Here is a 13270-nt window from a genome sequence, read left to right as displayed (position 1 = left end):
TCAGCGACTTTGGGTAGCGACTCCAGCTGCTCGCCGACGCAGAGGCGGTCGGCGGCGGAGGTGGCGGACATGGCGCAGCTCCGGCTCAGCCAGGCGACGGCGGAGACGCTGCCGCCCTGCAGATGCTCGCCCGACTCCTGGAGGCGGCGCGCCATGGCGGCGAACTCGGCCCCCCAAGGCGTCGATGACGGCGCGCAGGCGGTTGGGATCGTCCTGGCTTAGTTCCTGGTCGCGGTGCTGGAATTTGCGCACCGCGAGCGCCAGCTCCTCAAGGTCTGTGCCCCCAACCCCCAACATGCGACCATGCCACCAAACATCCGTTCGGGCGTCAAGCAAAAGAAGGCTGTAAATCCCAAGAAACCTCTGCCCGCGGCGGCAGCGAGCTCGCGCCCCTCACCCTGACCCTCTCCCCGTAGGGGAGAGGGGCGATTTTTCCCCACCGACATCGCTGGTGGGCTCCGAGCGCCGCGCGCACACCCACTTCCCAATCACTTCCGCCTACCGACACGCCACGGACAGACCTCCCCCCGACGCTCTCTCCTCAGCCTCTTCTCTTCTCGGCGGCGGCTTTCAAGCGGGCGAGCGAGTCTCCTGGGCCGGGCCGCAGCTGGCGGCCGAGCAGGACCTCCACCAGGCGACCCCGCCATCCAGGCGGGAGATCGAACTCTCAATTGAAGGTGACCTGAGTCTCATTTTCAGAGAGCGGCACCGCCGGTCCCGGCGGCTGGACTGAGACGACGTGAGCGTCGGCCCACTCGTCATCTTGTTCAAGGGGTGTTTGGCTGGGGAGGAAGGATTCGAACCTTCAACCTTCTGATCCAGAGTCAGCTGCGCTACCGTTGCGCCACTCCCCAAAGGCCTTTGGGCCGGGCCGCCTATTCTAACCAGCCCCTATCCGGCTCCGACTGCGCTTCCCGGCGGTCGCCAACCGGCCTTTGGTCGCCTCCCGTGAGAAGAGCCGCAAGCTACCTCGGCGTAGGTTGGCCACCATCGATAAGGGGCTACGGCTCTCGAGACACGCCGGCGCCGGTGCTGCGCCGTGCGCCACGTGGACGCTCGCTCATCCGGATCGACACCGGGGGCGCCGCGCCCATCAGGCGCTCGAATGCCGCCTCCATCAGCGCCTTCGCCCGATACAGATTCACCGCCCAACCCACCCCGAACACCCGGTCGCTGAACAGCCGGTTCGAATCGGGGTTCCAGTAAGCGGCGCGGATCCGCTCCCAGGTCGGAGGCCGGAAGTCATATGGGACGACGCCGAGGACTTTGCCCTCCCAGGTACGCTCCGCCTGCGATTTGGCGAGCTCGGTGGCCACCGCCGCGGCGATCAGGCCGAACGCAGCCAGCCGGACCAGCCGCCGGACCCGACGCAAACTGCGCATACTTCAGAGAAGCGTAGTACCAAAGTAACTTTGCACGTTTTGAATTCGTTGATGCAGGCGGGGTAGATGGCCAGAAGGCTCCAGTCCACGACGCGTTGGCTCCGGTGGCTGACGCCAGGTCTCCAGATCAAGCGTTGGCTGCTTCTTCTCATGCTCGCCGAGCTCGTTCTCGTGCTCGGTGTCGCCTATGCCTTGAAGGAGATCTACCAGGCCGCCACGCTGCCCCGCGAGTTCTACTACATCACCCTCCAGTTCCTTCCCTACTGGGCACGCGCGGTGATCTTCGGTTTCGCCGGAGTCGGCCTCCTCGTGTTCAGCTACCTGAAGCTGACTCAATCCGTCCTCGGCCCGTTTCTCCCAGGCAACAGCACCAGCAGCATCGTCGAGGTCATCCACGCGTTTCGATTGAGAGGGCGTGGGCCTCGAATCGTCGCCATCGGCGGAGGCACCGGGCTCAGCTCTCTGCTCCGCGGCCTGAAGACCTACACGTCCAACCTTTCGGCGATCGTCACTGTGGCGGACGACGGCGGATCCTCAGGCAAGCTCCGAGACGAGTACCGCATCCTCCCCCCCGGCGATTTCCGCCAATGCCTGATCGCGCTGGCCGACGCCGAACCCCTGATGAAGCAGCTCTTCGATCACCGCTTCAAGGAGGGATCGCTGGAGGGCCACTCGTTTGGGAACCTGTTCATCATGGCGATGGCGGACGTCACCGGGAATTTCGAGCACGCGCTGCGCGAGTCGGGCAAGGTGCTCGCGGTCAAGGGCACGATCGTCCCCTCGACGCTGCAGGACGTGACGCTGGTCGCCTCCATCAACGGAGGCACGGTCGAAGGCGAGTCGAAGATCCCCAAGCAGAACGGCCCGATCAGCCAGGTGTTTCTCAAGCCGGACGGCGCACAGGTCAACCCGGAGGCGGCTCAGGCCATCCTCAACGCCGAGCTGGTCGTGATCGGCCCCGGTTCGCTGTACACCTCGATCCTGCCCAACCTACTGGTCGAAGGCATGGTCGAAGCCATCAAGGCCTCCCCCGCGCTCAAGGTCTACATCTGCAACCTGGCGGCCCAGCAGGGCGAGACGGACGGTTACACCGTCGACGACTACCTGCGGGTCATCCGGGACCACGTCGGTACCAACCTGTTCGACTTCGTCCTGGTCAACTCCAACCACTCGCACACCCCGACCGGCGGTCAGTCGCAAGTGATCTTCAAGCCCGGCGATGGCACCCGGCACCCCGAGGTCCGCTTCATCGCCTCGGATGTGGTCAACGTGAGAGTGCCCTCACACCACGACCCCGACAAGCTCGCCCGAACGATCATGCGGAAGGTCTGGCAGGCGTAGGCGGAGCGACTCGCGGCGTCCGGCGGGTCCGCCGGCGGTTGAAAGCCTCGACGATGAGCACGGCCGCGGCGACGTAAAGGAACCCGTCCAGCGCGTCGACCAGGTAGTGCTCGCCGAGATAGACGATCGACAGCATCACCGCCACGGTCCATGCGATCAGGCCGACCGCGAGCGCGCGATATCTCGACCACGCATACACCGCGGCCAGCGCCGGGAACGCCGCATGCAGTGAGGGGAAGGCGGCGAACCTGTTGGGATTGAAGCTGTTGTAGATCTCCGACACGAAATACTGGTTGTTCCACAGCGCCGCCACCGTGCGGTCGTTGATTTTCACGACCTCATGGAGCTGGTACCAGGGCGGCGCGCTCGGCCAGAAGAGGTACGTCGCGAAGGCGACGAAGCACATGAGCAGCAACGCGGCCACAAATCGCCAGTAGTGCTCTCGACTGTTGATCCAGAAGACGAAGCCGACGACGATCGGAAGCGGGAAGTGCATGAAATAGAAGAACATCGCGACCGCGTCCTGCCAGCCGACCACACCGGGCCGGTAGAAGGCGTGCTGGAGCGTGAGGGTGGGTATCGTGCCGCCGAACAACGCACGTTCGAGCCCGGAGAGATCGTGCGGGGCGAAGCCGGTTTTGGAGGCGAAGCCGCGCATGGCCTCGTAGGCGAAGAAGAGCAGCAGGAATGGCGTCCAGTCGGCGATGAAAGTGCGTCCGCGCCCGAGAGCGATCGCGATCACCAGCAGCGCGAGCACGACCCACTCCGGCTCGATCGAGATGCCGCGCCACAGCATCACGCCGAAGATCAGGGCCAGGTACAAGACGCTCCCCAGGAGGATCAGACGAGGTCGGCGCACGCTCGCCGGTCGCGCCTCAGCGGGTGCGGACAACCGCCACCGCCGCGATCTCGACCGTCACCGAGAAGGGAAGCGCGTTCGTGCCCAGAGCCACTCTTGTGTGCCTGCCGGCATCGCCGAGCACCTCGACCAGAAGATCGGAGGCACCGTTCATCACCCTGGGCTGCTCACCGAAATCATCTGTCGACAGCACGAAACCGATGAGCTGAGTGACCTGCTCGACATTTTCCAGGCCCGCCGCCGCCTCCATCTGAGCCAGGAGATTGAGCGCGCACACGCGTGCCCTCGCCCCAGCCTCCTCCACCGACACCTCCGAAGGGCAGCGGCCGGTCAAGCGCCGGCCCTCCTGGACTGACACCTGGCCGGCCACGTAGAGGAGCGCGCGGCCTTCGCCAATCGGCACCAGTCGCGTCGGCGCATACGAGGCCACGGCTGCCGGAGGCGCCGGCAGCATCAGTCCCAGCTCACGCAGGCGCTCGTGCGGGTTGGTCACGTCGAGGGAGTCTAGTGGACCGGTCCGGTCGACCTCCGAGGCCTGCCGTTCGTTCACAGGCACCGCTACCTGCGTCCGCCGCGGAAATTGGCCACCATCGCCAGTGCGATCACGACCAGAGCCCCGACCCCGAGCGCCACGTATGGGGTCTGCGATTTTTGGAGCAGGGCGAGAAGGCTTGGGGTCACGCCGGGGCTGGCGGTGGCGGTCCGGCTTCCGCTGGCGTGGGGCGGCGGCGACCCGGTCGAACCCTGAGGCGGAGCGCCAGTGTCGTGATAGGCCCACAACGCGGCGGCATGGTCAGCCGGACCGAAGGTGGCCGCGTACAGAATCGGCGTTTGGTTGTAGGCAACCGCCAACGCGGTGATCGAGGGCTCCGGGGGAGCCAGAGAGGTGAAGCTTCGGCCGGCGTCATCCGTACGCCACACGCCGCCCGAGCGCGATCCGCCACCGTCGCTGGCGACGTAGAAGCGATCGTGGTGATCGGTGACGAAGGCCAGCTGGGTGTAGTCGGTCGACGGCAGCAGACCCCCGCCGCTGAGTGCGGTGAACGAGGCGCCGTTGTCGGTCGACACGAACAGGCCCGCGTTCGTCCCGACGAGCAGCGGCCGCACGTCTTTCGTGGGCGGCAGCGGACCCGCGGCCAGGCTGAGGACCGCCGTCCCGCTGATGGCGGCGTTCAACGAAGTCCACGAGGCGCCGCCATCCGTGCTCTGAAACATGGGCAAGCCTCCACCCGAGGCCGGCGAGTCGCTGCCGGCGATCAGGCGCACCGGTGAATGGATGGCCGCGACGGCGATCGCGTCGATGCTGCGATCCGCCAGCCCCGACGGCGACCAGGAGAGCCCGTCCTGGCTGACATAGACGCCGTGATCGGTGCCGGCGGCCATCACCGTGAGCGAGAAAGCGAACACCCGGGCCGTGCGCCCGTCGAGCCCGGAAACTGTCGACCAGGTCAGCCCGCCGTCCCTGCTGGCCAGCGCGCCCGCGCCTCGCGTCCCGGCAAGCACCAGCCCCGCCTTGAACGGGCTGAACGCGAGCGTGTCCACGCTCGCCCGGCCCGTGTGCACCGAGTCCCAGGTCGATCCGCCGTCGGCGCTCCTCATCAGGGTGCCTTCGGAGTTGGCGGCGATCAGGAGCTGGTTGTCGGTGGGATCGACGGCCAATGCAAACACCGGCGATCGGCCCTGGTGCGGCAACGGCTTCACCGCCACCCAGGTGGAGTCCGGTAGCACGCTCGCGAGCACGCCCAGAGCGCCGAAGAGCACCACCCACAACGTCGCAAGCGTCGCGGCAAGACGTCGGCCAAGAAGCGACAAGGGCCTGCCGATTATCACCCAACCCGGCGTGCGGGCGGATGAGATTCGAATCGCCGCGACGGGCGGCGGCCGCCTCCGACCACCGGTGTTTGCCTACAATCGCTGGCGTGCTGGCTCGACCAGCGGCCTGGCTGGACCGGGCCGCCTTCAAACCGGCCTCGCTCCCGGACGGCCTGATTACGGGAATCGCGCTGGCTCCACCGGTTGCCGCCGGTCTTGTCATTTTCAAGGTGCCTGCCCTTGAGATGCTGGCGGTCGCCCTCGCGTTCGGCATCGGCGGACACTTGGCGGCTCGATGGCTGTGGCGCCGTCAAATACCCCGACCAAGCGCGAGTCCGCTGCTGGCGACGGTGTTCGGCGTCGCGCTGATCGGGGCGGGCGCGAGCCTCATCACCTCAATCGAGATCGCCGCCCTGGCCGTGATCGCCGAGCTGCTGCGTGCGCGCTACATCCCGGCGATCCGGGCGCAGGCCGGCCTGCTCGCGTACGCGGCCGTCGCCCTGATCAGCAGGGGCGCGCCATTCGTGTACACCAACCCCGCGAGCGGCAGAGCCTTCAACGATCCCATCGGGGTCTGGTATCACTTCTTCAGCCCCGCATCGGCGCCCATCGATCCCATCCGCCTTTACGTGGGCAACGTCCCGGGGCCGGTGTTCGCGACCTCCCTCCTGGCGGTGGCGATAGGTGCGGCATGGCTGGCCTACGCGCGCCGGATGAGCCTGGTCGTGCTCGTGACCTTCCTGATCGGCGCCCTGGTCCCGATCTACTTCTTCCACTGGGACTACCTGTTCCAGCTGGACAGTGGACCGACGTGGTTTGTGGCCGCGCTGCTGCTTGCGAATCGGCGCCTGCTTCCCGGCTCGTGGACGATCCGGCCGGTGCTTGGGTTTGGCGCCGGGCTCCTTGCGGTGGGCCTGCGAAGGCGCGGCTATGGCATCGACGCCGCGTTCCTGACCGTTGCCGGCGTGCAGGCGGTCATGGCGTTGTTCGCGGTGGCGCTGTGGGGAGGCTCCATCGGCGCCGAGCGGTGGCGGCGAACCCGCCGCCTGCGCGAGCGCGAAGCCAACCTCAGGGTCGTCAAGAGCGTTCCACGCGCGAGCTGAGACTCAGGGCGTTTGCGGGCACGCCGCCCGCGGCTCGGCTGCCCCGCCGTTTTAGTCGAAAAGCTTGCGGCCGCGGGTGACGAACTGGTCGCGCCGCGGGCCGGTGCCCACCAGGTCGACGCTGACGCCGACGAGCTCGCCGATCCGCTCGACGTAGTCACGGCATCGCTGGGGCAGGTCGTCCCAGCATCGAGCGGAGCCGATGCCGGACTGCCATCCCTCCATCTCCTCGTAGATCGGTTCGCAGTGCTTGTAATGGGAGATGTTGGCGAGCGGATGGTCGTAACGCCGGCCGCGGAAGTCATAACCCGTGCAGATCTTCAACCGTGGCTGATCGTCGAGGATGTCCAGTCGCATCAGCGCCGCGGACCCGATCCCGTTCAAGCGCGCCGCGTAGCGAGCGACCGCGGAGTCGAACCATCCGATCCGGCGCGGCCTGCCGGTCACCGTGCCGAACTCGTGGCCCCGCTCGCGGATCTGGTCCCCAACCTCGTCCAGCAGCTCAGATGGAAACGGTCCGTAACCGACGCGTGAGGTGTAGGCCTTGAAGACACCGATCGTGAGGTCGACCTTGGTCGGCGGGATTCCACTGCCCGTGAGCGCGCCACCGGCCGTCGGGTTGGAGCTGGTCACGTACGGGTACGTGCCGAAGTCCAGGTCGAGCATCGTCGCCTGAGCGCCTTCGAGCAGAATGTTGGCGTTGCCGTCCAGCGCCTCCTGGATGATCGGGAACGTGTCCTTGATGTGCGGGTCGAGCTGCTTGGCGTAACCCATGTACTCGTCGAGCATCCTCGACCAGTCGAAAGCCTCCCTCTCATACAGCTTGGTGAGGACGGGGTTCTTCACCTGGTCGACCACGAAGGCCAGCTTCTTGCGCATGAAGGCCTCCTTCTGCAGGTCGCCGATCCGGAAGCCGATCCTGCGGATCTTGTCCGCGTAGGCCGGCCCGATGCCGCGCCACGTCGTGCCCAGGCGATCGTCGCCGCGCGCCTCCTCTTCGAGCTGGTCGAACAGGGGGTGGTAGCTCATGACCATGTGCGCCCGCTCGCTGACGATCAGGTTCTTCGGCTCGATGCCGCGGTCCCGCAGCTGGGAGATCTCCCGCAGCAAGACGATCGGGTCGACGACCACCCCGTTGCCGATGATGCAAGTGCATTCGGGATACAGGATGCCCGACGGGATGAGCTGGAATTTGAACTCGCCGTTCTCGGTGATCACGGTGTGGCCGGCGTTGTTGCCACCCTGCGACCGGATGACCATGTGCGCCTTGGCGGAGAGGAAGTCGATGACCTTCCCCTTCCCTTCATCGCCCCACTGGCCGCCGACAAGGATGATGACCAAGGCTCTACGCGGTCCCCGGCTCGGGCCGGCGCGTCTCCAGGTTGTAGAACCGCGTGTGGTCGCGGCGGAACTTGAGCTCGATCATCCCGGTGGGCCCGTTGCGGTGTTTGGCCACGATCACCTCGGCGATCCCGGGCCGCTCGTCGGACTTGTAGTACTCGGGCCGGAAGAGAAACATCACGACGTCGGAGTCCTGCTCAATCGAGTTGTGCACGATCACATTTCCCGCAGTGAAATTGTGGAGGTCGTTGACGGTCAGGTCATAGACCTCTTCCTCGCCGTCGGCAGCGATGGATTGGATCGCGTCCCAACGCACTTCGCCGGCCCCCGCCGCTCGTGTTGCAGTTTCGGTGGCCGACCCGATCCGATCGCCGGCCTTCAGCTCGTCCAGACGCCGCCAACCTTGGAGGGTCAGGAACCTGTGATTGGCGGTGGCGCGGACGCCGCCGCCCCGCCCGGTTGACAGTCTGAACACGGACTTGCGCCCGGTGGCGAATGCGTTGGAGACCTCCTTGGCCTCCATGCGCCCCCCTGCCTGGTCCAGGGCGAGGACGCGAAAGCCGCTCTTGCCGACCAGCTCCCCGATGGGCGCATACGTCCCCGTGTCCGGGAGATAGATCGGCGTGTCGCCGGCCAGGCATCCCGACTCTCTCAGGTCGCTCAGGATCGGGCGCTTGTCCGGGCGCTGCTCCGGCGCTCGACTCAGCTGTGAGATCGCGATCACCGGGACGCGCAGTTCACGAGCCAGGCCCTTGAGGGCTCGGGAGATCGCTGAGACCTCCTGGACCCGGTTGTCGTCGCCACGAGCGCGGCCGTGCATCAGCTGCAGGTAGTCGATGAGGATCATGTCGATGTTGTGGCGCATCTTGGCCTGGCGCGCTTTGAGTTGAAGGGTCAGCTCGTCCATGACCGGGGTGTCGTCAATGAAGATCGCGGCCTCCCCCAGAGGGCCCAGCGCATTGGACACGCGGTCGAATTCCGCTTCGCTCAACAGGCCGCGATGCATGCGCTGCGCGTCGATCTGTGCCTGCTCGGTGAGCAGCCGCTCGGTGAGCTGCTCTTTGGACATCTCCAGGCTGAAGATGGCGATGGACTTCTTGACTTCGAGGGCCGCGTGGAGGGCGACGTTGAGAACCCACGACGTTTTCCCCATGGCGGGCCGCCCCGCGACGATGACCAGGTCCGACTCCTTGAAGCCGCCGGTCATCCGGTCCAGGTCGTGGAAGCCGGATGGGATGCCGACGATCCCCTGCCCGCTCTCCATCTGCAGCGAGATCCGCTCCATCGCCGGACCCAGCAGGTCATAGAGCCGTGACAGCTCGCGCTGGTCTCGGTCGTCGGCGACACCGAAGACCAGCGACTGCGCCTGGTTGATCGCGTCCTCGGCCTCGACCGAGTCGTCATAGCCGTAGCCGGCGATGTCCGATCCGGCCGAGATCAGCCGGCGCTTGTACGCCTTCTCCTTGACGATCCGGCCGTAGTACTCGATGTTGGCCGCGGTCGGCACCGCGCTCTGCATCGAGGCCAGCTGCGCCCGCCCGCCCACCCGGTCGAGCAGCCCCATCGTCTGCAGCTGGGCGGCGAGCGTGACGTTGTCGATGGGCTCCCCCGCGGCGAACAGGTCGAGCGCGGCCCGGTAGATCTGCCCGTTGTTCTCGCGATAGAAGTCTTCGGGGTGCAGGAACTGCAGCACCTTCGCCACCGAGAGCGGATCGAGAAGGATGGAGCCGACCACCGACATCTCGGCCTCGAGGTCGTGCGGTGGCACCCTCCCGGGTGAGAGAGGGATGGTGGTCGCCATGCTCCTCGCGGCCTAGCGGTCCTGGGTGACGATCAAATTGATGTGGGCGTCCACGTCGCGATGGAGCTTCAGCGCGACCTGGTGCTCGCCCAGCGTCTTGATGGGCTCCTTCATGTCGATCTTGTGGCGGTCGATCTCCACGCGGTGCTGAGCCTTCAGAGCCGTGGCGATGTCCTGGTTGGTGATCGAGCCGAAGGCCTTGTCCTCGGCTCCGACTTTCAGCCGCACGACCACGGTCTTGTTGTTGATCTCATCGGCCAGACCCTGCGCTTCGACCCGGTCCTTCGTCTCCCGCTTGAGTGCGGCGTCGCGGAGACGCTTGGCCTCCACCTCGACGCCCTTGCCCGCCGGGATCGCCAGCTTGCGGCGAAAAAGGAAGTTACGGCCGTACCCATCCGCCACTTCCTTGACGTCGCCGGCCCGCCCGACGTTGTCGACATCCTTGGTCAGCATGACCTTCACTTTCCCTAGCCCTCCGATACCGATGGATATTCGTCGCGGCGCCGGACACGCGATCGGACTCGCCTGAACACCTGCCCGGTGCCTTCTCGCGCGGCCGCGACGGTGTCGCGGAAATCGCGGTCGAAAACGCTGTCTTTTGCCTTCAACGCCGCCTCGTGCTCGCGGCGGACGTCCTCCGGGCACGCGTCGATGAAGGTCTTGACGGCCAGCACGCCCAGTGCCAGCATGTCGAGCTCGCCGAGAACGGGGATCCATGCGGGCAGGTCGACGGGGCTGACGATCAGGCCCAGCGCGCCCATCAGCATCGCCTTCGGCGCGGGCGGCACCCGCTCGTCCCGGAGCAGGCAATAAGCAAGCTTGCCGTGTCTCGGCACATCGAACAGAACCTCTTTGGCACGCGAAAGGACAGATTGCATGGGGGGCCGCAACAGCCTAGCGCTTTTTGGCCGGCACGGGGAACTAACTTAACTTAGCCTTGGCGCGCATATGAGCGCGGTCGCGGTCGCGGCCCCGGCGCCGGCCCGATTCGGCAACCTGCGCCACGCCGCCCTGAGCGCCTTCTGGTTCGGCAACTTCTTTCTGTGGCAGCCGCTGACGACGGTCGTGATCCAGAACCAGATCGACGGTGTGGTCAAGACCAACCAGAACACCGCCATCGGCCTCGCCGTCAGCGTCGGCGGGCTCGTCGCGATGACCGTGCCCCCGCTGGTCGGCGCCATCTCGGACCGCTTGACAACGCCCTTCGGCCGCCGCCGCCCGATCATGATCGGCGCCACCCTGCTGACGCTGCCCGGCCTGCTGGTCCTGGCGACGGCGCACAGCTACGCGCAGATCGTCGTCGGCTACGGGATCGTGCAGCTCTTCTTCAATGCCGCCGGCGCCGCCTTCGCCGGCATCATCCCGGACGTCGTCCCCGCCCAGGACTTCGGCCGGGCCAGCGGCTTCCTCGCCACCATGGTCCAGCTCGGTAGCGGCGCCGGTCTGTTCGCGACCTCGCTCCTCGCCCACCAGCTCGGCTGGGTCTACTTGGCCTTCGCCGTCGTCATGCTCCTGACCCTGATCCCGACCTCGCTGGCGGCTCGGGGCGAAGGCTCACACGCGCTATCGACGCGCCCGTCAGTGCCTTGGGGCGCGGCCGTCCATGAATTCTTCCGCCCCATGCTCGGTGGCGACTTCGCGTGGGTGATCTTCACCCGGTTCTTTGTTTCGGCAGGCATCACCGCGGTGGCTTACTACCTGAACAACTTCTTCCGCGACGTCGTCGGAGTCGCCGATCCCGCGCGATTCACATCGACCTGGTTTCTGGTCGTCCTGCTGGCCGCGATCCCCTTCGGCCTGGCGGGCGGTTACATGTCGGACCGCACCCAACGTCGCAAGGTCTTCGTCTTCTTGAGCGGCGGCTTCCAGGCCTTCGTCGCCCTGGTCTTCATCGTGTTCTTCCCTTCGGCCATTCCCGTCGTGTTCGCGCTCGGCGTCGCCTACGGGATCGGATACGGCCTGTACTACGCGGTCGACTGGGCGCTGCCTGCGATACCCTGCCCGATCGCTCGAGCAGCGCCAAGGACATGGGCCTGTTCCACATCGCGCTGACCTTGCCACAGTTCGTGGTGCCGTTCATCGCCGGGCCGGCCATCGACCACTTCAACAGCCTGGCGCACAACTCGGGCTACCGGGTGGTGTTCGCCAGCGCGATCGTCCTGCTAGCCATCGGCACCGTGTTCGTGAGCCGCATCAAGTCGGTTCGCTGACCGCTGGCGCCGCACGGCGATAAGGCTCGCCACCCAGATCGACGCGATGCCCACCACGCCGAACTCCGCCATGAGCCGGAGCACGACCAGGTTCGAATAGCCCGACACCAAAAGCGCCTGGAACCGGTTGTGGCCGGGGCCGATCAGGATCCAGCCCGCGGCGACCAGGCCCAGCACCATCCAGTCTCGCCGGGGTAGGGCCCAGGCGGCCAAAACGACCATCGGCAGCAGGAGCAGGACCAGGTGCGTCCCCCAGGAGTAGGTGGCCACCAGGGGCGCCAGCGCCACGATGGCGGCGGCCTCGAGGGCGCGATCCACCGCGGCCGTCGCCGGCTCCCGCAGCACCACGAGGGTTACGGCGACGGCCGCCATCGCGATCACCGCGGTGATGGCCCTTGCGGTCGGCGGGCTGCCGCGCACGGCGCCGAAGAAGGTGTCGGGCTCCAGGAGGCGCGTGACCGTGCCGCCCGGCGAGTGGTTCTCGAACAGGCCGGTGCCGGCGCTGATGGCGGGCAGCACCTTGAACACGTACTCGAGCAGGTACGGCGGGGCCGCGACGAGCCACAGCCCCAGACCCGCGGTGGCGGCCGCCGCCAGCATCCACCACCGCCTGGCCCACAGCAAGAACAGGCCGACCGGGGCTTGGATCAACTTCAAAGCCACCCCCACCCCAAGCGCGGCTCCCCCCCACCAGCGGTCGGCGACCCATCCCCAAAACCACACGCCCGACAGCGCGAGCAGGACGAGGTTGACCTGGCCCTCGACGATGTTGCCCACCACCGGTTCAAAGCCGAGCGCGACCGCGACGAGCAGCCACGCCAGCTGCCAATCCCTCACGTTCAACGCGCGCAGGACGCAAAAGAGGAAAACGGCCAGCGATGCGTTGAGGGCGAGGATCACGGCGATGGCGACGACGTGGCTGTCGACCCCAACCACCGGCTGGAGCAGCCAGGCGAGCAGCGGCGGCGTCACGTACTGGGGACCGGTCGGCTCCAGGCAGCCCATCGTCCGGCACAGGTCGTAAGGATCTCGACCCGCGGCGATGCGCGCCGCGGCCCGCATGTAGCTCTCCTGGAAATCGCCCAGGTAGGATCCGAACAGGAGCGGCTGGAGGATCCCCAGCCACAGGTAGGCGACCACCAGTGGGACACCGGCCCAGACGACAAGCAGGCCACGAAAACGACGGTTGGCAAATGCCGCTTGCCAGTTCCCGGCCGGCGCATTCACCGAGCCGAGATTATGGGCCCGGACGCGAAACGAGGCGGCGCCTGCAGCGGACACCGCCTCGACCGAGGCCACCGGGTGACACGCTTATGGTTTTCTGCGCCGCTTTACGGCCGTTGCCTTCTTGTGGAGGCCAACCTTTGCGTGGACTGTCGGCGGACCCGGACGGACGACGAATTGCGTCCAACTTGCCTGGT

At 66.7% G+C, this 13270-nt stretch carries 11 protein-coding genes, 1 tRNA gene and 1 pseudogene; 4 read left to right on the top strand and 9 right to left on the bottom strand.

Annotation, left to right across the window (positions count from 1 at the left end; genetic code table 11):
- Positions 1–779: 779 nt before the first annotated feature.
- Together EPN29_00540 and EPN29_00535 are read right to left on the bottom strand one after the other, a co-directional pair.
- Positions 780–854 (bottom strand) — tRNA-Gln (locus tag EPN29_00540).
- Between the two features lie 252 nt (positions 855–1106).
- Positions 1107–1373 (bottom strand): annotated as a pseudogene (locus tag EPN29_00535) (hypothetical protein).
- A gap of 75 nt (positions 1374–1448) precedes the next feature.
- Here EPN29_00535 and EPN29_00530 point away from each other — a divergent pair.
- A complete protein-coding gene (locus tag EPN29_00530) occupies positions 1449–2723 on the top strand; it encodes a YvcK family protein (protein TAN35142.1) in 1275 nt (424 codons plus the stop codon).
- On the opposite strand, the gene EPN29_00525 is transcribed toward EPN29_00530, so the two are convergent.
- From EPN29_00525 to EPN29_00515, 3 genes are all read right to left on the bottom strand, one after another.
- A complete protein-coding gene (locus EPN29_00525; GenBank protein ID TAN35141.1) occupies positions 2698–3582 on the bottom strand; it encodes a phosphatase PAP2 family protein in 885 nt (294 codons plus the stop codon). The two genes, EPN29_00530 and EPN29_00525, sit on opposite strands and share 26 nt — an antisense overlap.
- A 16-nt stretch (positions 3583–3598) precedes the next feature.
- Positions 3599–4075 (bottom strand): RidA family protein, encoded by a 477-nt coding sequence (locus tag EPN29_00520; GenBank protein TAN35150.1) that lies wholly within the window; start codon positions 4073–4075, stop codon positions 3599–3601.
- Between the two features lie 65 nt (positions 4076–4140).
- Positions 4141–5250 (bottom strand): hypothetical protein, encoded by a 1110-nt coding sequence (locus EPN29_00515; protein TAN35140.1) that lies wholly within the window; start codon positions 5248–5250, stop codon positions 4141–4143.
- On the opposite strand from EPN29_00515, the gene EPN29_00510 reads away from it, so the two are divergent.
- Positions 5241–6497: a hypothetical protein gene (locus tag EPN29_00510; GenBank protein ID TAN35139.1), complete on the top strand. Its 1257-nt coding sequence runs from the start codon at positions 5241–5243 to the stop codon at positions 6495–6497. The genes EPN29_00515 and EPN29_00510 overlap by 10 nt on opposite strands.
- Positions 6498–6548: 51 nt before the next feature.
- Here the strand turns inward: EPN29_00510 and EPN29_00505 are convergent, their stop codons facing one another.
- Genes EPN29_00505 through rplI form a run of 3 tightly spaced genes read right to left on the bottom strand, consistent with a single transcriptional unit; the run spans position 6549 to position 10356 of the window.
- Entirely contained in the window at positions 6549–7838 is a 1290-nt protein-coding gene (locus EPN29_00505) for an adenylosuccinate synthase (GenBank protein ID TAN35138.1), read from the bottom strand.
- Positions 7839–7842: 4 nt separating this feature from the next.
- Positions 7843–9639, bottom strand: coding sequence for a replicative DNA helicase (dnaB, locus tag EPN29_00500; protein TAN35137.1), 1797 nt, complete (start codon positions 9637–9639; stop codon positions 7843–7845).
- 12 nt (positions 9640–9651) lie between these two features.
- Positions 9652–10356 carry a 50S ribosomal protein L9 gene (gene rplI / locus EPN29_00495; protein ID TAN35136.1) on the bottom strand — a complete coding sequence of 235 codons (705 nt, stop codon included), beginning with the start codon at positions 10354–10356 and terminating at the stop codon, positions 9652–9654.
- A gap of 231 nt (positions 10357–10587) precedes the next feature.
- Between rplI and EPN29_00490 the strand changes: the two genes are divergently transcribed.
- Both EPN29_00490 and EPN29_00485 read left to right on the top strand, forming a co-directional pair.
- On the top strand, positions 10588–11691 hold the full coding sequence (locus EPN29_00490; GenBank protein TAN35135.1) for an MFS transporter: 1104 nt from the start codon (positions 10588–10590) through the stop codon (positions 11689–11691).
- Positions 11667–11849: a hypothetical protein gene (locus EPN29_00485; protein ID TAN35134.1), complete on the top strand. Its 183-nt coding sequence runs from the start codon at positions 11667–11669 to the stop codon at positions 11847–11849. The genes EPN29_00490 and EPN29_00485 overlap by 25 nt, the downstream gene beginning before the upstream one ends.
- Here the strand turns inward: EPN29_00485 and EPN29_00480 are convergent.
- Positions 11802–13148, bottom strand: a complete 1347-nt coding sequence (locus EPN29_00480; GenBank protein TAN35133.1) for a DUF2029 domain-containing protein — start codon at positions 13146–13148, stop codon at positions 11802–11804. The genes EPN29_00485 and EPN29_00480 overlap by 48 nt on opposite strands.
- Between the last annotated feature and the right edge of the window lie 122 nt (positions 13149–13270).

It is taken from the genome of bacterium (assembly GCA_004299235.1).
Taxonomy (GTDB): Bacteria; Chloroflexota; Dormibacteria; order Dormibacterales; family Dormibacteraceae; genus SCQL01.
Note: the sequence above shows the minus strand (reverse complement) of the source record. Positions and strands in the feature narration are given on the sequence as shown.

Coding starts and splice junctions, on each gene's coding strand:
- EPN29_00530 (TAN35142.1), top strand. CDS start 1,449: ATGGCCAGAAGGCTCCAGTCCACGACGCGTTGGCTCCGGTGGCTGACG.
- EPN29_00510 (TAN35139.1), top strand. CDS start 5,241: ATGCAAACACCGGCGATCGGCCCTGGTGCGGCAACGGCTTCACCGCCA.
- dnaB (TAN35137.1), bottom strand. CDS start 9,639: ATGGCGACCACCATCCCTCTCTCACCCGGGAGGGTGCCACCGCACGAC.
- rplI (TAN35136.1), bottom strand. CDS start 10,356: ATGGATCCCCGTTCTCGGCGAGCTCGACATGCTGGCACTGGGCGTGCT.
- EPN29_00490 (TAN35135.1), top strand. CDS start 10,588: ATGAGCGCGGTCGCGGTCGCGGCCCCGGCGCCGGCCCGATTCGGCAAC.
- EPN29_00485 (TAN35134.1), top strand. CDS start 11,667: ATGGGCCTGTTCCACATCGCGCTGACCTTGCCACAGTTCGTGGTGCCG.